General features: G+C 68.0%; 13 protein-coding genes and 4 pseudogenes. 2 read left to right on the top strand and 15 right to left on the bottom strand.

What is annotated here, in order from left to right; all coding sequences use genetic code 11:
• Together ACW14Y_RS41835 and ACW14Y_RS41830 are read right to left on the bottom strand one after the other, a co-directional pair.
• Nucleotides 1–200 (bottom strand): annotated as a pseudogene (locus ACW14Y_RS41835) (hypothetical protein); the annotation flags it as partial.
• 2522 nt (nt 201–2722) lie between these two features.
• On the bottom strand, nt 2723–3142 hold the full coding sequence (locus tag ACW14Y_RS41830; RefSeq protein WP_456988767.1) for a hypothetical protein: 420 nt from the start codon (nt 3140–3142) through the stop codon (nt 2723–2725).
• Between the two features lie 34 nt (nt 3143–3176).
• On the opposite strand from ACW14Y_RS41830, the pseudogene ACW14Y_RS41825 reads away from it, so the two are divergent.
• A pseudogene (locus tag ACW14Y_RS41825) lies at nt 3177–3521 on the top strand (helix-turn-helix domain-containing protein); the annotation flags it as partial.
• Nucleotides 3522–3575: 54 nt separating this feature from the next.
• Here the strand turns inward: ACW14Y_RS41825 and ACW14Y_RS41820 are convergent.
• The 8 genes and pseudogenes from ACW14Y_RS41820 to ACW14Y_RS41785 all read right to left on the bottom strand — a co-directional run.
• A pseudogene (locus tag ACW14Y_RS41820) lies at nt 3576–4964 on the bottom strand (NF041680 family putative transposase); the annotation flags it as partial.
• Nucleotides 4965–5058: 94 nt separating this feature from the next.
• Entirely contained in the window at nt 5059–5508 is a 450-nt protein-coding gene (locus ACW14Y_RS41815) for a hypothetical protein (protein ID WP_456988765.1), read from the bottom strand.
• 262 nt (nt 5509–5770) lie between these two features.
• Entirely contained in the window at nt 5771–6022 is a 252-nt protein-coding gene (locus tag ACW14Y_RS41810; RefSeq protein WP_456988782.1) for an XF1762 family protein, read from the bottom strand.
• 30 nt (nt 6023–6052) lie between these two features.
• A pseudogene (locus ACW14Y_RS41805) lies at nt 6053–7862 on the bottom strand (IS481 family transposase).
• Nucleotides 7863–7952: 90 nt separating this feature from the next.
• On the bottom strand, nt 7953–8123 hold the full coding sequence (locus tag ACW14Y_RS41800; protein WP_456988780.1) for an XF1762 family protein: 171 nt from the start codon (nt 8121–8123) through the stop codon (nt 7953–7955).
• A gap of 424 nt (nt 8124–8547) precedes the next feature.
• Complete coding sequence (locus ACW14Y_RS41795) at nt 8548–9102, bottom strand: hypothetical protein (protein ID WP_456988763.1); 555 nt, start codon at nt 9100–9102, stop codon at nt 8548–8550.
• A 302-nt stretch (nt 9103–9404) separates the two neighbouring features.
• Nucleotides 9405–10010 (bottom strand): hypothetical protein, encoded by a 606-nt coding sequence (locus tag ACW14Y_RS41790; RefSeq protein ID WP_456988761.1) that lies wholly within the window; start codon nt 10008–10010, stop codon nt 9405–9407.
• Between the two features lie 1388 nt (nt 10011–11398).
• Nucleotides 11399–11521: a hypothetical protein gene (locus tag ACW14Y_RS41785; RefSeq protein WP_456988759.1), complete on the bottom strand. Its 123-nt coding sequence runs from the start codon at nt 11519–11521 to the stop codon at nt 11399–11401.
• A 208-nt stretch (nt 11522–11729) separates the two neighbouring features.
• Between ACW14Y_RS41785 and ACW14Y_RS41780 the strand changes: the two genes are divergently transcribed.
• Entirely contained in the window at nt 11730–13301 is a 1572-nt protein-coding gene (locus tag ACW14Y_RS41780) for an ISL3 family transposase (protein ID WP_456988757.1), read from the top strand.
• A gap of 8 nt (nt 13302–13309) precedes the next feature.
• Here ACW14Y_RS41780 and ACW14Y_RS41775 read toward each other — a convergent pair whose 3' ends face one another.
• The 5 genes from ACW14Y_RS41775 to ACW14Y_RS41755 all read right to left on the bottom strand — a co-directional run bounded on the left by ACW14Y_RS41775 (nt 13310) and on the right by ACW14Y_RS41755 (nt 19348).
• Nucleotides 13310–14056: a hypothetical protein gene (locus ACW14Y_RS41775; RefSeq protein WP_456988755.1), complete on the bottom strand. Its 747-nt coding sequence runs from the start codon at nt 14054–14056 to the stop codon at nt 13310–13312.
• A complete protein-coding gene (locus tag ACW14Y_RS41770) occupies nt 14041–14739 on the bottom strand; it encodes a hypothetical protein (RefSeq protein WP_456988753.1) in 699 nt (232 codons plus the stop codon). The genes ACW14Y_RS41775 and ACW14Y_RS41770 overlap by 16 nt, the downstream gene beginning before the upstream one ends.
• Nucleotides 14740–15066: 327 nt before the next feature.
• The gene (locus tag ACW14Y_RS41765) at nt 15067–17187 is read right to left on the bottom strand and encodes a hypothetical protein (RefSeq protein ID WP_456988751.1); all 2121 of its coding nucleotides are present in this window, start codon (nt 17185–17187) and stop codon (nt 15067–15069) included.
• Nucleotides 17188–17543: 356 nt separating this feature from the next.
• A complete protein-coding gene (locus ACW14Y_RS41760) occupies nt 17544–18932 on the bottom strand; it encodes a hypothetical protein (RefSeq protein WP_456988749.1) in 1389 nt (462 codons plus the stop codon).
• 203 nt (nt 18933–19135) lie between these two features.
• Nucleotides 19136–19348 carry a hypothetical protein gene (locus ACW14Y_RS41755; protein WP_456988747.1) on the bottom strand — a complete coding sequence of 71 codons (213 nt, stop codon included), beginning with the start codon at nt 19346–19348 and terminating at the stop codon, nt 19136–19138.
• Between the last annotated feature and the right edge of the window lie 24 nt (nt 19349–19372).

Raw genomic sequence — 19372 nt, 5'->3', positions numbered from 1 at the left:
GTGCTCCTCCGCTCCTCCACGCGCTCCGCGCCCTTGGCACCGGTGGCCAGCTCGGCCCCCTCGACGACAGTCGTGATCAGCTTCGATCCGATCTCGTCGCCGTCGGACAGGTACCTCTCCTCGGCGTCCTCCGCAGATATCGCCGGCAGCGAGTAGAGAATCCCCTCGGTCCTCGAAACGGTCACGTAGTAGATTTCCAATTGTCGAATTTCCTTTCTGAATCCACTGACGGCCACCGTCAGCAGGATGGGCGGGTGCCGCAGTCGACCTGCTGCGGCTCACGCCGCTGTTCGGGGTCCATCAAGCAGGAGCTTGGACATGGGCACTGCCCTGCCCTGCGATGCGTGGTCGAAGGTGGGCGGCCCAGCGCGCGTCCGCCTGAGGGGCCGCACAGGGGCCGTGTCTAGCCCGACACGGGCCCGGCCAGCGCGCCGATCGCGGTGACTGCAGCCCCTGTTAGCCCCGCCGGCCGGCCACTGCGGGTCGGACGTCGGAACAAGACACACCGTAGAAGTGGCAGACGGTCGGTCAACCCCAGCACCCGGCAGAGAGACCCCGCGCGGACACGCCGAAGCCAAGGTCGGTCGGACCTCGCACAGCCGCGCCCGCTCCCCGAACAGGCAGGACCGACGGCAACACGGGTCGGAACGCCGGGACTCGACACAGCTGGCGAGCGTGTCAGGAACGGAAGCCGATAGAAGTACCCGAAGCGTGCACAGGACGGCGTACTCACGGCCCCGGGATTTCACAGTGGCAGGGGCAGGTGCAACGGCAGCAGGCGGTGGGGTCTGAACAGGCACCAGGGCAGTGGTGGGCCCCTGAAGCGGCACATGCGCGGAAAAGGGAACGGTGCTGTCCGTATCGGCACTGACGTCCGGTAGTGGCGGGCCACGGCCCGCTACCCAGGGCGGCGGGCCGTGCTGGCAGCGGGCACGGCGACCGGGCTCGCGGCGCGGAGCCCCCTGCGACGGGAAGAAGGCGGCGCAGGGCTGCGCCCCGACCAGCAACAGCGGCAGGGCAGGGCGCAGCACTGTTCGGGCGGTCAGGCCCTGACGGCAATGTCTCAGGCTTCCGGGGGGGTAGAGATCCGGAAAGATCTGTAGGGCTTGGCCGATGAGCCACAGAACTAGACTCAGGTCATCGCGCCGGATTGCTATGTTGTGACTGAATCGGCGAGGAATCGGCTCACCATGGGTCCGGACGATGCCGAAGACGGTGCCGTCAGCAAGGACAGCGACTTGGGCGCGCTGACGGCGTGCGCCGTCGGTCTGCAACTTCCACCATCCGAGCGTGATGGACACGCCTACCGTCAGGCCTTCAGGACCGCCGAGAACATCCAGGCGAGTGGTCCGGGTGTCTGTGGCGAGAGAGCGGGCCCAGACAGTCAGGCTGTCAGGGAAGTCGACACCACCGGGAGGGAAGGGCCCTGGCAGGGGCAGGCTGGTGAGCACAGTGAGGGTGTCATCCGGTTCATTGCCTGACAGGTAGGGCTTCTCCGGGCGGCAGATTCGCATCAGGGCGATCGGGTTCTCGTCCTCCTTCTCGGACTTCTCCAACGGATCGATCAACTGGAGTGCTTCTTCATGCCTGAGGAGGGTAACGCCGATGGAGAAGACTGCGCCCTCGTTGAGCAGGGCGCGGGCGTGGTCGTCGAAAGACCTCATTTTCGGAATTTCTCCTGAGTGGACGGGTCCGTCTTCGCCCTGGTCATGGCAATGGCATTGGCATGACCAGGGGGATTCAAGGCGGACGATTACTCGAGAAGTGCGGGCAGCGTCCGCCCATCCGCCCGCCCGGACGGCAGATCACGCAGTGGATGGTCCGTGGGAGCCTGCGGTGTCCGGATGGGAGACCTCGACCTCCACGGTGGTACCGCTTGTGGCCTGCCGAACCTCCCAGCTTTGGCGATCGAACGCGTTCCGGAGGACTGAAGCAACGAATCGGCGGTCCTGGGGTGCCACCCGCGCCATAGAAAAAACCAGCCCCCTGTCGCTGACATGAAGGTCGACCCGAGCTATCAGGCCGGAGGGCAACGAATCAAACGCAGATGCGATCGGGGCCGCTGCATCCTCTATCACGCGTAGGAGATCCACACTCCCGGCCCCTCGTGCACGGCCTATCTGGGGAGCCATCTTAGTTGGAACGAATTGTTGGCCAGATTCGGACATGTTGATCCCGTCGACAGGTTGGATACGCCAGAAGGAAAGCGTTAGGAATACACGTTCATTGCGCCCCGTCGGACGTCAAAAAAGGAGTCCGCACCCGAACGCAGGCATGTTGGGTCGAAGCAGTCGACCTCAGGTTCGAAGCGGCGGCCCGCGCCGCAATCCCGTTCGCTCAGGCACGCACAATAGTTCGGGCCGGTGGCCGGTCAAGGCCCCATCGCCCAGGGCCTGCTGACACGCCGTACAACTGCGAGCAGCGCGCCAACTCGGCTGCTGCGCCAGAACTCGAACGCCAGTGAGCCGCCGGCTGGTGTGATCGTGGTGACGCGGATGCGGGTTGCATCGTGCCCTCGGCATGCCTTGTCCTCGTAGCACAGTCCCCAGTCGCTGTTCGGCCTCCGGCGGACCGCGCCTGGAAACACCGGACAAGACGGCGAACGCCGGACGGAGGGGCGGCGCCAGTACTCAGGTCGGGGAACGCGCCACGGCCGTACCTGCGCCCCGCCCTAAGGGCTGTCCCGTATAGCGGCTGGACAAGGAGGGACGTCGACTGGTGGTCAGCCGAAGAGCAGGTCCACGTCCTTCTCGATGCAGACCTGCAAGACGACTACGAGTTGGCGGACGTCCTCGATACGACGCTGCCAGATGGGATCGCCCGGGTCGTGCGCCATCGCTGCGATCTCGTTGAGACGGGGGAGGATCGCAGCGCACTGCGCCGGCGTGAGATCGGGGCCGTCACAGTCCGAGTGGTCGAGAAGCGGTGCCAGCGTCGTGGACACGTCACGCCAGGCACGTGTCCCTCCGAAGCCGTGCATCCCGTCGAGGGTGATGCCCTCGATGTCCGCCAGCCACTTCCGGAACATCCCGAAGCCCGTGTAGGACCAGCAAATGTCCGGACTGTCCGTGTTGTCGTCTCCGGGAAACAGAACAAGCCCCACCACGTACTCCTCGTCGGTCGAACGCACAGGATCGGCCACGGGCGGGGAAGGCTGCAACTGAGATGATCAACGCGTGGCTGGTGTGATCACGGCGTCGGAGCCGTCATGGATAGGCCCGTTCACCGGGCTGGGCCCGCACGACTTCCGCAGGCTGATCACGATGCTCCGCCGCGAGGGCGTCGACACGGTGCGCCGGGGCCGCCCGTGGAGCCTTCCGTTGGAGGACCGGGTCCTGCTGGTCGCCGCCTACTGGCGTACGAACCTGACACTGAGGCAGCTCGCGCCGCTGTTCGGGGTGTCGAAGTCGGCGGCCGGCCGGATCATCGACCACGTCGGGCCATTGCTCGCACTCAAGCCCCGGCGCCGGTTCCGCAAGGGCACAGTACTGATTGTCGACGGCACTCTGGTCCCCACCCGGGGAGGAATCCGGCGCGAAGGCCGCCGTCGGCAGGACCACGATCATCGCCGACGGCGTCTTCCCGACGTCATGATGTGGGGCAGGCCTGCGATTCTTGGAGCCAGGAGGGCGTCCGGGGCCGGGATTTGCGGGTTTCGGCGCTCTGGCGGGTAGTGCAGTGGTCGGGCGGATGTTCCTGAACCCCAGCCGGACGCGGGCGGGGGTGAGCCGACCGGGCTCAGCGGGCTTCTCCCAGGGCCGGCGAAGATCTGCGGCGAGAGGACGGGCGAGTCGGAGCTGACTGTGGGCGGCGATGACGATCCAGGTCCAGCGGTCCGCCGCCTCGGGGGTGCGGATCTTGGGCCGGGTCCAACCCAAGGTCTGCTTGAACAGCCGGAAGGTGTGTTCCAGGTCGAATCTGCGCAGGTAGGACCGCCACCAGCGGTCGACGTCGTCGGCGGTGCCGCCGGTGGTCGAAGACCACAACCACACGGGGTCGGGGTTGCGGTCGCCGGGCAGGTGGTCGACCTCCAGACGGAGCAATGTGCCTTCGATGACCGGTAGTTCGCCTTCGTGGTCGAGCCAGCACGTGCGGTGCGTGAGCCGCGGGTGGAGCCGGTCCCAGCTGCGGGCCGTCGCGGTGCCGTAGCGGGTCGTTTCAGTGGTCGTGGTGTGCTCGGGCTCCGGCCAGGTGGCGGGCTTGGCCAAGGCGAACTCGGGACCGTGCTTGGGCGGCCGGCCGTTGGTGCCCGGCAGTCTGGGCGGTGTGGGCAGCCGCAGCACCCGGTCGGAGCGGATCCGGCCGAGCACCTCGACAGGCAGGTCTGCCAGCACAAACGCGAGCCGGGTGACGTCGTAGCCGGCGTCCATCACCACCAGGATGTCCGGATCACCCTCGATCCAGTGCCTGGCCGCGATCAGCCGTTGGACCACGCCGCGGAGCTGGCCGGCGGTCACTGCGGTGGCATCGTCCTCGGGCCCGAGCCGGACCGCGTCCAGCATCCCGGTCCACGACGTGCGCCCGGACTCCAAGGCGGCCACGAAGGAGTACGGCCAGCCTGGAATGAACTGCGAGACGCTCCTCGCCCGCCCGTACACGTGGCAGAACAGCCTGTCCGCACTGGTCGGCGCGTCGGAACGCAGCCACGGGCTGACGTCCACCGCCAGCACGATCCGGCCGTCATCCGTCCGGGGCAGGGGCAGCCCAGCCAGTTCGAAACGCAGCCTACCCGCCTCAATCCGGCCGCTGTTGAGCCCGTCGTAGAGCGCGCCGTGACCACGTCGATGCTCAGCGGTCAGCGTCAGGTCGACCAGCGACTTGACCGGTCCATCGGCGCACAGCAGCGCGTCGGTGAGCTCAAACAGGGCATCCGCCCGGGCGGTCAGGCAGTCATAGAAGTCCGCCCTGAAGCAGGACAACACGGACAGGGAGTCGACGCGGTCGGCATCGTCCAGCAGACTCATCCACACGGCCTTGGTCGGTGATCATGGGTGCTTCGCAACGCACATGATCACGCCAGGGCCGTACCGCTGTCTGGCGAATGTCCGATTCTGTACTCTACCGATACGGTCGGTAGTCCACGCGTCTGCCCCAGCGAGGCCAGAAGGGCAGCGGCAGGCATCCGACCGGCACCTGCCCGTTGTGCTGCTTCTCGCGTGTACCGTTGGCCAAAGTGACGGTCACCTCGGCGCGGCCTGGGGCGAAGACAGCATGGACGCGGCCAGCCGCCAGGCTCTGGACGACCGCTTCCATGAAGTCCAGGTCCTCGGCGGTCGCTTGCAGTTCCCAGCGAACGCCATTCGTGTCCAGCCCGAAAATGACGTCTCCTCGGTAGATCCAGCTGAACCCCAACGCCTCCCGCCGGACGGGAGCGATGGAGACAACCCACCAACCGTCCTCGTCCGATTCCTCGATGGTGAAGCTGCCCTCAAAGGCCTCGGCCAGTCTGTCGAGGATGGCCCACAGCCTTCGAACTGCCTCGGCCTCTGAGAGATCAGTGCTGGTCATGGCAGGACGTTAGCCCATCCGAGCAGCGGTAGCGGCTCCAGACCCGCTCCTACCATCGCCAGACCGCGAGGCCGCCGAGCGTCCTATCGCGAGATCTCGTCAGGGCCCGGCAGGTTAAAGAACAAGTTAAGCCTGCACCACCGGAGCACAGCAGCACCCGACAGCAGCCGATCAGAATCGGAGCATGCCGTCGGACTGCGCGGGTCGGTCTACCCCGGGCAGGAAGGGCGCCCGGGGAAAGGCCGTCCGGTCAGAGTGCTTCTCAGAGCGTGCGGGGTATGTGCTCGCTGCCGAGTGTCCGGCGCGGGCGCGACGGCCGGTCCCAGCCCGAGTGGGGTGTGTGCTGGGCGATGACGCGCCACCCGGCGGCGCGCAGCGAGGCTCCCGTCTCGTCGGCCCGCGTGTAGGTGACCAGGCGGGTGTAGCCGAGTGCCGAGGTCGCACGCCATGCGGCGGCGTACAGCTTGGAGCAGGCGTTGCTGGTTCCGTCAGTGGCCACGCGGGTGACTTCCAGGGCGTGATGTGTGAGGCCTCAGGACATGCTTTACGGTTTGTCATCACGACGTGCTTGACGCGGAGTCCGTGACTCCCGGCTTGGCCATGCCTTGATTCGTGTGACCGGTTTGTCGCTGGTGCGGGCGTGGACGGCAAGCTCCGCTCCGTCGTGAACGATCCGGAAATGGGTGTCCTCGACCACGACGGTCACAATCTCGCCGATGTAGGTGGGGCCGACGCGCATCCGTTGGCGAGCGACCATGACGTGCCCGTCTGGGTTGACATGCCGCTGGACCGTAAGTGGCCCGGTGGCTGCGGACGGAGGCAGAGGGCCTTCGGCGGCCCGGACCCCCTGGAGCCGTGACAGCCGTCCGGGCAGGATCGGCAGCGGCATGGTTTTCACCACGCGGCCGTCGCTGATCACGTGAAGAAGGTGCTCGTCCATGCGCAGGGTGACACGCCCGCCGGCGAGCGTGCGGGACAGCTTCACGTCACGGTCCGCGAGGACGATGATGCCGTCGCGGTTGACCGTGCGTTCGACCTCCACCGCCATCCCGGGCGGCAGCTGGATTCGGCCGCGGTGACGGGGCAGCGCGGGCGCCGCGGGTGGTGGCCCTGCCAGCCGACCTTGGTATTTGACCCACAACCGGTCCAGTTCGTCCAGGGAGGCTCGTGAGGCGATGGTCTTCAGGAGGTAGCCCTCCGAGGTGATGTGGATGCTTCGGTCGTCGGCCCACAAGGTGATGGTCCGGCCGGCGAACGCCGGACCGATCCAGATGTCCTGGCCTCCCGGGAAAAGGGGGAAGTGGCCGCAGGGCGGAACTTCCCGGTCGAACTCGATGGCTCCGGCGGACACCGGGCGCTGGACCGGCTCAGGCAGCGATTCGACCGGCGGTGGGGCGGGCTGCATCGGGAGCTGGGACCTTCAAGGAGGCTGCCGCGTCGGCGCGGGAGGGCCGGAAACGGCTCGCGGGGGTGGCCATGTCGAGCGCCTGGTGCGGACGCGCGTGGTTGTAGCTGTGGACCCAGGCGTCGATCGCCTCCTGGGCCGCCATGACGGAGGGGAACGGGGCGACCTGGTCCAGGAACTCCCGGCGAAGTGTGCCGTGGAAGCGTTCGATCTTCCCGGTGGTGGTCGGAGACCGGGTCTTGGTGAGCCGCTGGACGATGCCGTTCTCCCGGCAGATGCGCTCGAACAGCACCTCCGCGGGGCGCGGTTTGGTGAAGCGGCCGGTGAACTGCTTGCCGTTGTCGGTGAGCATCTCCGTCGGAACCCCGTACCTCTGCATCGCGGCAACGAACGCCGCCGCGACGTGCCGGCCGGTCGGCCGGACCACCACCTCCGCGATCACCAGGAAGCGGGAGTGGTCATCGATGCCGGTGACCAGCTTGCATTCCCTTCCGTCGGCCAGCGGGACGCCGGACACGATGTCCATCTGCCACAGCTGCATCGGGGCATCCCGTTGCCACCTCCGGTACTTGCGCTTGTGCTCCTGCTGCTGGTGGTCGACCAGACCGTTGCGGGAGAGCACCCGGTGCACCGTCGCCCGTGACGGCACGGGCTCGACGTTGCGTCGCCCCAGCTCGAAGACGACCCGCCGGGCACCCCACCGCGGGTGCTGTCGCCGGAGCTCACAGATCAGGGCCTCCACGTCCGCCGGCAGCCTTGCCGGACTGTGGCGGGGACGACGCGACCGGTCCTTCAACCCTTCGACGCCGAGCTCTTGGTACCGCTTCCGCCAGGTGTGCACCGACTGCCGCGACACCCCGTACCTCAACGCGACCTCGACCAACGGCGCCCCGTCGACCACCTCCAGCACGGCACGGTACCTGTGCTCCACCAACTCCTGCGGCTCCATCCCGCCCCTTCTTTTAGGCGGAACAACGAACTGACGACGTCAAGGATGTGGTGAGAACAGAACGTCAAGGATCTCCTGAGCCCTCACACATCAACCGTTGTCGAGGTGGCGTGCGACGGGCCGCCCGACGATCGCGATACCGCGAAGGGCGCTGTCGTGGTCGGCGACGCCTACGGCAAAGATCTGGCCCTGGGGTGGCGGCAGGTGCCGGTGCGATATCACGACAAAGGCACGGACGGCGCGTGAGTGGACCGGTGTGATGTGGAGTATCGCGGTTCCTGTTGGGTGTCGGCGGTCGCCGTGACGGTTGGGGGCGCGACGGTGGTCGCAGTAAACGCTCAGCTGTCGGACGTCCCCGCGCTCCAGCCGTGGGCAGGGGGCGCGGGGCGCGGTAGCCGTGCAGGGGTAGTTTCTCCCCGGTCAGAGCGGCTCGGCCGGGCGGCGGGCGGCTGGGGGCGGGCGCGGCGGCGAGGTCTCGCGGCGTTGTACCGGGTGGGTGGCGCTGCGGATTCGCGGTCAGCGTCACAGAGGTTGCCGGCGCAGGGACCCGCGGTGGGCGATGGCGGGAGGGAATCGCATTGGGGTGTAGACAGTTTCGATCAGGGTGCTCGCCCCTCGTCTCGGTCGGGAGGGGGGCCGACTGGGCCCGTTCGAAGGTGAGGTGTGTGCCGGCTCTGCTGGGCTGTCAGACGCGGGAGGTCGCCGAGCTTCCTGCCAGCGCAACGATGGAGTCCCTGCGCGGTGGATCAATGTGGGTGAAGCCCCTGGGTGCTACGGCGAGGTAGCACTGATGCCCGGAGGGGCTGACGGTGTGCAGGACATCGCCAACGGACACGGAGCGCAGGTCGGCGGGCCACTCCACGCCCTTGTCATCGGTGTCCTGGCGGTTCCCGATGACGAAGGCTCGATCGGCAGCGGACGGAAGGTCCTGGGCGGTGATCGTGAGGATCAGCAGCGGGCTTCCCTCGGTGGGGCTGGCCACCGCCAGTTCGTGGCGGTCCTGGAAACCGTCGAAGTTGACCTGCACGCCACCCGGACCGGCGGCGACGTTCAGAAGGACCGCGACCTGGTACTGGCCGGGCTCGGAAAGGGTGGGGGCGAGGCTGGACGTGGCGGTGAACACTTCCGCGCCGGGTCGGCGGGGCGCTGCCAGGCGCAGCGCCGCCAGGTGGTGCCGGCTGGGGTGGGCCGGCAGGACTGCGCGCAGTCGGCGGGCGAGGTCGTCGAGGAAGGGGGGCATGGAACTCCACTTCGGAGAAGGTGATGCTGCGCCTTGGCGTGGTGTGGCTGCCGGTGTTCCGGGGAGTGGGACGGGCTTCGCACCCGGGCGCGCGGGTCACACCGGTGTCGGCCCCGCGAGGTCGGACGCAGCAGGTCGGTGCGCGCGGTAGGACGGCTCTGGGTTGGACCTCAGGGCCACGGTGCGCACCGTGGGGGTGGTTGAAGGCGGGTCAAGGGCTGCCTGTGGCGGGTTTGACCGGCTACAGGCTGCCGCTACCCGCTCCCCCGGTTGTGCCGGTAGGGAGAGCGGGCAGCGGCTGATCAATCGGTTTCGGCCGTCGGGTGGACGGCCCAGGGGCCGGTGGTGGCGAGGTCCAGGCGAACGCGCAGCGGGTCTTCGCCGGGTTCGGGGTTGCGCAGGGCTAGCTCGACGGCTGCGGGCGGCAGGATCTGTTCCACGGCGAGCACGGGTGCGTTCCGTACGTAGTACCCCGGGTGGCCCGTGTGGCTGGCGCCGATGGGGTCGGCGAACCCGGTGTAGGTGTTCTGGGGTTTGCGCTCGTCCGGTGCGTCGGTGTCCGGGATGAGTTGCTCGGCAGTGGCAGGGGGGTGGTTCTGCAGAACTGTGACGATCCCGGCCACGAGGGGGGCGGGGTCCGTGTCTCCGGTGGTGCGGCTGTCATAAGCGACGGTCAGAACTGTGCCTGCGCGGTCGTGGAGCAGGGCCTGGTAGCCGGTGAGGTGGGCGTCGGATTCGGTCGGCGCCTCGGAGCAGCGGACGGTGAAGTAGGTGCTGCCCGGTGCGGGAACGACGACTTGGTCGTCGGCGGGATTGCCGCTGGAGCACTTGAGTGCGGCTTTGAGGCCGGCTGCGCCGAGGGCGGCAAGCACGGCCGTCAGCTGTGAGTGCGGACGCTTGATATTCATGGATGGTGGTGTCCTTCAATGGCTGAGTGGGTGCGGGCGCACGTACTGTGCGAGGCCGCCTGGGTTCTGGACAGACGGGGTACCGCCAAACCTCGGTGGATGGAGGCTGAGACCTGTTGCCTCTGGCGTCTCGATGCTCGAGCTGTGGTGCGGGGCGTACCGTAGTGGTGTGGAGGAGCCGGTCAAGTCCGGCTGCTGCCCGGTGGTCGAGGGCCGCCGTCGCCACGTTTCGCCTGGGCCTTGGCAGGCCGGTCGGTGGTCTGTGGGGCAGCGCGGTAGGTGGTGGAGGGTGGAACGGCTCGCGCGGCCCGTCTGACGCGGGGCCCAATCCATGTCGTCGTAGTGGCCCGGCGGCCTTACCGGCGCAGTCCGTGTCCGATCGAGGTCGGGTAGGCGGCGAGTGCCTGACGGGCTTCGACCGCACCGGTGTGGTTCGAGATCTTCGCGCCGCCGTAGTGGATGAGTTGGGCTCGTAGGATTCGTCCGCTGCGGGCGCCAACCGTAATCGAGCCGCGCAGGGACTGGGGCCCGGCTTTGGCGTCCAGGCAGACGCGTCACGCACCGCGGTAGGACTGGGAACGTGTCGGGTGCAGGTCAGCTTCGGCGGCCAGGGCGATGACTCGCTCGGTGAAGCGGGTCGCGTGACAGCGGTTGGCAGATGCCCGGCCCGTGCCGTTGCAGTGGCCGCACAGCCCGCGCTGGTCGGGGTGCGTGGCGCGGGCGGTGCTGGCTTCGGCTTCGGCGAGCTGACGCAGCCAGTCGGTCTGTGCAGCTCGATGCAGTGCCGCTCTGCGCTCGCAGTGTTGGTGATTGTCAGCAGTAAGGCACCGGTCGTTGAGTCGGCGTCGGTCGGGCATTCCCGGAACAGCTCGCTCAGGGCGTTGGAGGCCAGGCGTACCCGTTCGGCGGTCGCGTTCATCTGTCTCTCCTTGTGGTGGGCTCATCGCCGTCGGCTTGGTGGGCTTGTCGCATCGGGGCGAGCTCCTCCGGTCCGGGCGCCTGTGGCTCTGAGCGCGGCGGCGGTTGGCACGGTAGGCCGTTCGAGCGGGCGTTCAGGGGGTCGGCGGTCCGGCGGGCGTGGGCCCCTGTGTCGGTGAGTCCCATCGGAATCGGCGGACTGTCGGTGTGAACGGGCCCGGGGCCCGACTCCTGTTGGCATGGCCTGCGGTGGCCGGCGCCCCGCGGTGAACCTGCCCAGGTTGTCAGGGGTTGGTGAGCGTGGTACCGACTTCCTGACAGCTCTTGCATCTTTGATCCTGTTGCCTTGGGTGGCGGCTCGGCGTTCGCATTCGGGGCGTAATGGCGGCTGCCGTGACCGGCTGGTTGCTGTTGCGGGGGCGGCCGCTGCCGCGGGTTCGGGCGTGACGAATGCCTTTGGTCGTCCTGGGTCAGGCGCCGGAACGGGCCAGTTCGGGGATCAGGGCGACGGCAAGATCGAGGCCGGTGGTCACGGTGAGGTGGAGGCGGGCTTCGGGGGTCGCGCGCTGGGGTGCGGGAAGGTGGAGGCGCACGATGGGGGTGTTGTCGGCCAGGTGGCCGAGCTCGGTGGTGTCGTAGAGGTCGGTGTCGTCGGCGGTTCCGCCACGGACTTGGTTTGTGAGGATTTGCAGGCCGGGGTGGGGGTGATGAGGCTCTCTGAATCTGGTTCTGACCGTAATTCCGTGAAAGCCCAGGTCAGAGCGTGAATGCAGGAACGTTCACTCGGGGCAGTCCTCGACTATGGGGGCCTCCTCGATCGAAGACGTGCTGTTTCCCGGGATCGAAGTGCGGTTGGAGGGCATCAGTGTCGCCTCGGCGGTGCTGTTCGTTGATGCCGCGGCGTGCGGACGACCACCGTGTTGCCCAAACTGTCGACGGCGGGGACGCAGAGTGCACTCGACCTACCGCCGAAACCTGTCCGAACGCCCGTTGGCCGGCCAGAAGTTGGTCGTTCGTCTGCGGGTGCGGCGCTTCTTCTGCGACCGGAGGTCGTGCGCCCACAGAACCTTCGTCGAGCAGGTAGACCGGCTGACAGAACGCCACCGCCGCTCCAGCCTCGGGCTGAAGGAGTGGCTGACGACGGTGGCCGTCGAGCTCGGCGGCCGGCCCGGCGAGCGGCTGTGCCGCCAGCTGAACCTGGCTGCGGGCCGGACCCGCCTGGTGGGGCTGCTGGAGGAGCCGCCAGAGCCGGAGCGGGCACCACGGGTCCTCGGGGTCGACGAGTTCGCCTTCCGCCGCGGGCGCCGATACGGCACCATCCTGGTCGATGTCGAGGCAGGTCGGGTGGTCGACGTCCTGCCCGACCGCACCTCGGAGACCTTCGCCGCCTGGCTGACCGCCCACCCCGGAGCGGAGATCATCTGCCGCGACCGAGCCAGCGCCTACACGAAAGCGATCAAGGAAGCCGCGCCGGACACCCTCGAGATCGCGGACCGCTGGCACCTGCTCCAGAACCTCTCCGACGCGGTCGAGAAGACCTGTCATCAGCACCGACCGTGCCTGAAAAAGCACGCGGAACGGGGAGGCGACCGCCTCATCCAGATGCCGCTCGTTGACGCCCTGCCGCCCACGCGAATCGTGCAGCGAGTTCTCCATCACCACGCCGAGGTCACGCGCATGGTCGCGGCCGGCCACCCGCTCAGTGACATCGCACGCCGCCTTGGTCTCGACCGCAAGACGGTCCGCCGCTACCGCGACACCAGCCTCGACCACCTCCTCGACAGCGCCCGCGACCGCCGCCCCGAGAAGTTGGACGCCTTCAAGCCCTTCCTGCAGCAGCAGTACGCCGCAGGCATCACCAACGGCCGCACGCTGTTCCAGCAGATCCGCGAACGCGGATTCCGCGGCGGCTACTCGACACTCACGCCCTACCTGCGAACCCTGAAAGCCGGCACGGCCCCGGCCGCACCAGCGGAAATCCCGAGCCCGCGCCGGATCACCTCCTGGATCATGCGCAACCGTGGGCGCCTCAGTACCCAGGAGGTCGAGCACCTCGACCAGGCCCGCCTCGCCTGCCCGGACATCGCGCGAGCCTGCGACCTTGCCCGAGCCTTCACGGACCTCGTCCGCAACCGCCGAGGCCAACTGCTGCCCGCCTGGATCCGCCAGGCCGAACAGTCCGATGTTGCCCCGGTCGCCAAGTTCGCCGCATTCCTCCGCCAGGACTTCGACGCCGTCACCGCCGGACTCACCCACGAATGGAGCTCCGGCAAGGTCGAGGGGCATGTCAATCGAGTGAAAACGATCAAGAGAGCCATGTATGGACGAGCCGGTTTCCGACTACTGCGAACCCGGATCCTCGCCGGTTCATAGCCGGTCGGTCACGGAGTCCAACCGGCAACCACCCGCTCCGCCACCGAGAAGTCCGTCCCGCAGTCCGGGCAGGCGGCCCGCCCGAACAGGTACGGAATGCCGAGAGCCAGGCTCTCCTGTCCGTCTGCCATCGCTCGCGCGAACAGCCTCCCGGACAGCCCGTCCAAGTCTTGGGTTCGCACCGGTTGGAGGGGCGACTTCTCCACCTCTCGCAACGCGTAGTCATCGCTGCAGCAGAAGTAGTCGTCTGGTCCGATCACGACGAAAATATTGACGCCGCAGTACGGGCAGACGACCTCGTACTCCTCGGTTTGCAGACCGTCCAGGCAGCGATCCCAGATCTCGACGCCCTCGAAGGAGAGCAGGGTCTGCAGCAGGTTCACGTACTCCTCGGCCTCGACCGCCCGGCTCAGGTGGTGATCGGTGAGGCGGCGCAGAACCCCGAGCGGGGCCGAGTAAACCGTCAGAGGGCTGTCGGGATCCGACAGCCCAGGCGAACAGGCAGCTATCGCTCCGGCTGCCAGCAGCACCCAGGTCAGATCCTCCGGGCTGCGGGCGCTCGCGATCTCGGCCAGCCGTGGAAGAGCTGCGTAGCTGGCCGGGAAGGCTGTGTCCAGCTGCGGACATAGATGGTCCATCAGCTCGGACCACACACCGCTCGGATCGGCCTCGAACCGGTCCAGAAGGCCAGGCACGTGTTCCGCAGAACCGCATGCGTCGGTGAGCGTCGACCAATCCGTCATGCGTTCATCCAACCAGGTGGCTCCGGACGGACCGGACCGGGTCGACCGACTCCAAGATCCTTCACGGAATCGCGGTCAGAACCAATTTTGCAGAGCGTCATCAGCCCGACGGGACTGTATACCGACCGGATCTGGCGCCAGGGGCGCCGCCTTGGCGGGCTTAGGAGCAGTGGGAGGATGCGTTCGACCGCTGCCAGGGTCAGCGGCGCGGCGATGCTTACCGCGTGTCCGTCTTCGTTCACGGTGGCCGATGCGACGGCGTGGCGGGAGTGCCGCCAGCGGGCCTGGTCGCCCTGCCAGGTGAAGTCTTCGACGGCGGAATCGGGCACGGCCATGGCGATGGCCTGTTGTGCTCGGATGCGGCGGGTGGTGCGCTCAGCGTCGTTCTCGGAGCGGCCTGTCCGCTTGTCCTGGTCTGGCAGGATGGTGCGCAGGGCTTCGGCCGTGAACCGGCCGGCGGTGGCTTGGCAGTTGGGTATGTAGACGTGGGCCCCGATGGGGAACGGTCCGCCGTGGTGGCCTGCCAGGATGATTGAGTCGCCGTCCTTGCCGACGAGGATTCGTCGGGCGCCGTCAGTCAGGGCAGCGGCGGGCTCGTTGTTGTAGATCTGGTAGGACTCCTTCTCGTGTGTCCATGCTCGAGTTGCGATCGTAGGGAGCTGGGTCGCCATCTGTCGGGCGAGGGAGTCGAGCATGCGGCGTTGTCTCCTCGGTTCGGCAGGTGTTGGGTTCGCTGGTTCGTGTGGCTTGTGGTGATGCCGGGCCGGGAACGGCAGGTCAATGGCGCGTAGGTGCTCCGGGACCGGTGTGCCGCTGGACCATGGCGGCTCGGCTTGCGACAACGGGCACAGTCGGCCGGGGGTGGGCGGCCTGCAGCTGTGGGGCGCTGCTCGTACGGGGCCGTTCGGTGGGCCTTGGCGGTGGGGACGCTAGCCGGGTGGCGCTGGGAGTCCATCCGCTCCGGTGGTGGGTTTCGGCGGTGCCGCCGGGCCTCGTGGTGGGCCCGGCGGCACCGCTCAGGGTCAGCGCAGCCGTTGCGCCTCCGCGTGCAGCAGAGCGAGAACCGGCTGGAGCCAGGCGCCCTCGGCGTCGTAAGGGGTCTGTCCGTCGGCCATGGCGCGGAACAGGGGGATCTGTTCGGCGTAGACGCCCCCCGCTCGGTCCAGGTCCGCAAGCGCCCTGGCCAGGGGCTCCTGGAGGACGAGCGACCACGGTCGGGTCTGGTTCTCCGGCCCGCGACGGTTGTACGTGGGTGCTTCGGGGGTCATGTGGGCGAGCCACACGACGCCAGGGTTCAGCCCGACGAGTCCGGCGATGGCGGTGATCTTGTCGTAGTCGATCACACAGCTCACTCCCTGGGCCCTGCGCCATCCGACGGGGTGGGGGCTGTCGAGGACATTCCAGTAGCTCGACTTGAGGGCGATGCCCGCCATCAGGCGGGTCACGGACAGTCCGGTCTTCGCCTGGTGCTGGTCCATGCGCGTGTGGAGGAGTTCGGCGAGCAGGCGCCGGGGTTCGGGGGCTGCCTGCAGGAGCTTGGAGCGCTCGATGGCCTTGCGGTTCGGTTTGACGACCGGGGTGCGGTCCTTCGGGGCAATGAGCCGCGCTCCTGGGGGGAGGGCGGCTCCTTCCCACGCGGTCGGGTCGGTGAGTTCGAGCACGAGCTTGCCGTTCGCCAGGGTCATGCACAGGCACAGCAGTTTCGCGCCGATCTCCTCGAGCGCCCTCTCGAATCCTGTGCTGCGGTCGGAGTATGTGCTCTGCTCGAAGTATGCCTTGCGGTGCGCGGCCTCGTGAACGAGCGTCGCGATGGTCGCCTGGCGGTCGGTCAGGGTCGCGTGGTGGAGTCCGATGACATCGGTGCCGGAGTCGTAGGTTCCTTCGGTTCGGCAGCCGATGTCTCCACTTTCGCTGTAGACTCGGACCTTTCCTATGCTCTCGCGTCCGAGGGCGGCGCGGTATAGAGCCACGGCGTAGTCGAGATTCTGCAGCTGTGCGGCGGCGAGGGAACGAACAGGAACCCACGCGGTCTTGCTGGCCTGCCTGCGGATTTCCGTCTTGACTGCTGTGCGCCGACGCTCCACGCCAAGCAGCTCCATCAGCGAGCGATGCTGGTACGGCGGCAATTCGGTTTCGACCATGTGAACGCCCTGGTCCATCAGCCAGGCTCCTTCCTCCATTCCGTCGGATCCTTCGACGTTCGCGTTTTCATCGGTGTAGTAAAGGCGGACCCCGGCGGGGAAGGCGCGCCGGGCTGCATCGAGAAATGCGAGCTTGACGTTGTAGTCGCTGACCCTGCCGAAGTACTGTTCCTGCGGTGTGATCGACTTCCGGGCGATTGCCAGGGTGACGAAGTGGTCGATCACCTGGGGGTCGGAGCATCCGGCGAGCGCCTGGGACAGGTAGAGGTCGAGCGCGCGGCCGTCGACGATGGTGCGGTCGCGGTTCTGGTCGCCCTTTGCGAGGCCGAGCGGGAGGTCGTAACTGGCCGAGAGCCGGGGGTCGGTGCTGACCAGGATGCCTCCGATGAAGATCCTTCCGGGAGGACCGCCGAGCATGACTCGGGCCTGCTCCAGGGGCGGGACGTAGCCGGGCTGCGTCAAGTGCAGGACCCGGGCGATAGCGTCGTCGGCGACTCGCTTGGGGCACTGAATGGTGATCTTGGTTCCGATGGTGCGCTCTCCGGGGTACAGCGTGTAGACGAGGGTCGCGGCGGCTTTGTCGCCCCGCATCGGAACAAGCCCGTCCAGAGGGCTGCGGTTCTCGATGCTCGGGGTGAACGTGTATCCCACGGTCTCGAACCAGATCTCCCCGATCTCGAGGTCGCGGGCCAGCACGAGGGCGGCGAGCTTCTTTCCCTCGCCGAACTGGCCGATCTGCTTGCTTGTCTTGCTGGACGCTCCGAGCACGAATGCGTCCTGGGCGATTCCCGGCCCTCGGTCTTCGATGGTCAGGACTCCTTCGACCCAGGAGACAGCGGCCTCCGAATCCTCGTCGAGGGCGTTGGCAATCAGCTCAACGATCGCCCTGGAAGTGGTCCATTTCTTCACATAGTCGGGCGAGATGGGGAAGGGCATCGAGATACCTTCACCACGCGGAGCGGACTTCTGAGTTGCGCTCATGAATTCTGCCTCGTCTTTCACGGCCATTTCCTTTGGCCGTTTCGATGACGCAGAAGATAGGCATTCTCAAGGCGCAGTCAAGTCCCGATTCCCGGCGAACATGTGATTGATTTCGCACACAGACGTATTGGTTGCGAGTGGACTTCTGCTCCAACCGTGGCTGAGCACACATGTCGGCGAAGCGAAGTGGAGGTCGTGGGTCTCCACTCGGGCTTGCGCCAGCAGGATCACGGACAGGGACTCAACGCCACGCCCGGTGCCTCGAGCACGACAGCAGACAGCACGACGGGACGGATACTCAGCGCCGGATTCTTGCCCAGCATGGCCGGCCTCCGGTCGGGTGCGGTCGCGGTGACGTGCTGCCGGTCGGCGCGGTGTCAGGTGGGCGACAGGCCGGTAGTGGGCGGCTCGGGACGTCGGCCGGCGCGCGGACGGCGTTCGGCAGGACGCCCGGTTCGCGCGGGTGCGCCGCGCCCCTGCTGCTGGTGCTGCGTCGCGCGTTCCAGGTCTTCTGCGATCCGCTGGCGCGGGGCGAGGTCAGAGCGGGTGGTCGCCTCGGCGGCGAGCTGTTCCAGGAGCTCCTGGTACTTGGTTGCCCTCGTCCGCAGCCGGACTGCCGCCGATCGGAGGTCGGCTGCCGGGCCTTCGACATCGTGGATGTCGCGTTCGATGGCCCTCTGGCGCAGTTGGCCGGCGGCCGTGGGGTGCCAGAGCCAGCGGGACGGTTGCGGGCCAAGGGTGCGGGCGCGGGTCAGCGCGGCGGTGGCGGCCGTGATCTCGTCGTCGGCGGTGCTCTTTGCGAGCTCGGCCCGGGCCCGTAGCTCGCGGGCGTCGCGGCGCTGCGCCGCCGGAGTCATGCCACGTAGGAGGAGGCGAACGGGACCGGCGTGGGCTCGGCGTTCGGCTTCGTCGGCGGCCTGGTGGAGCGCGAGGGACTGGCGAATGTGGGCGTTGGCGCTCTTGAAGCCGGTGGCGGCTTCTCGTGCCGCCTCGGCATCCGCGTGGTTGGCCCGGGTGCCCTGGCTGAGGGTACGCGCTGTCGGGCCGCGGCCGTGCTCGGCGTCGGCTGTCAGTGCGGCGGCTTCGGCCTCGGCGCTCTCCGCCTGGTCTATGAGGTTCGGTAGGGCCTGCTTCAGCCAGGCGAGCTGCCGCGCTAGTGTCGCGGCGGGCAGATGGCCGTGGGGCCGGGCGGTCCATGGTGGCGTTGTCTGGGCTGCCGGCCGCCGGGACGCGCCGTGCCACACGGCTTCGAGGCCGATGAGAACAGCGTCGGCGGCACCGGGCGATCGTTCGATGCTCGGTGAGTCGAGGATCGGGCCGACTCTGCCGATCTGCAGGTCCTGTTCGAGCCTGGCGAGGATCCGGTGGTCGTCGAGTCGGTCCTGGATCGAGGGCAACGGTGTCGCACGTCGGGCGGCCTTGTCTGCCAGGCCGCGGACGTAGGTTTCCGGGGTGATCGCGCCGGCGTCCAGGGCCTGCTGAAGTTCTCGGTGCTCGGTCTCGTTCCGGGCCTGATCCTGCCGTGCCGCTTCCTCCAGTCGTGCCTGCTCGAGGATGCGCCGCTCCTGGCGCAGCTGCTCGAGTGGCTCGTTGGTGCCGCGCTGCGTCAGGGTGGCGAAGACCCGTTGCACCTGGGGGCCGACGAGGAGCCGCTCGCGCCAGCCGGAGGCCCTGGTCGCGTAAAGGATGTCGCCGATGGCCGTGGAGAGCCAGCTGTAGGTGGTGTCACCGACGTTGGCGCTTCCGGAGGTGGTGGGATCGCTCATACCTGGCCTCCGGCGATCGGGCCCGTCCTGGCGGCACGTGGGCGGTCAGCTGGCAAGCGGTCGCGGGCGCCGTGGGGCGACGGCACCTCCTACAGTCGAACTCCGGGCCCCCGGCCATCAAGGGCCGGCCTGCCGACCTCCCGCACTGCGGAATGCGCCGGACCCGGTTGCCGCCTCACGGGATCGTCAGCTGGTCCGCCAGCTCAGCGGCGCCGCCGGGGCCTGCCCCGCGGAGGAAGCACGAAGGCGAGGATCGCACCCACCACGATCACGGCGATCGGCGCGAAGAGGTTCGGGAAGCTGGCTGCGGGATCGTCGATGTTCACCATCGGCCCGGCCGTGAGGAACCCCACGATGACGAGCAGGTGCGGGAAGTACCGAATGAACCTGAGCGTGAGCAATGCCAACGCACCCATGCACCCCCCTCTCGGTCCGAAGGG

Source organism: Kitasatospora sp. cg17-2 (genome assembly GCF_054031055.1).
Note: the sequence above shows the minus strand (reverse complement) of the source record. Positions and strands in the feature narration are given on the sequence as shown.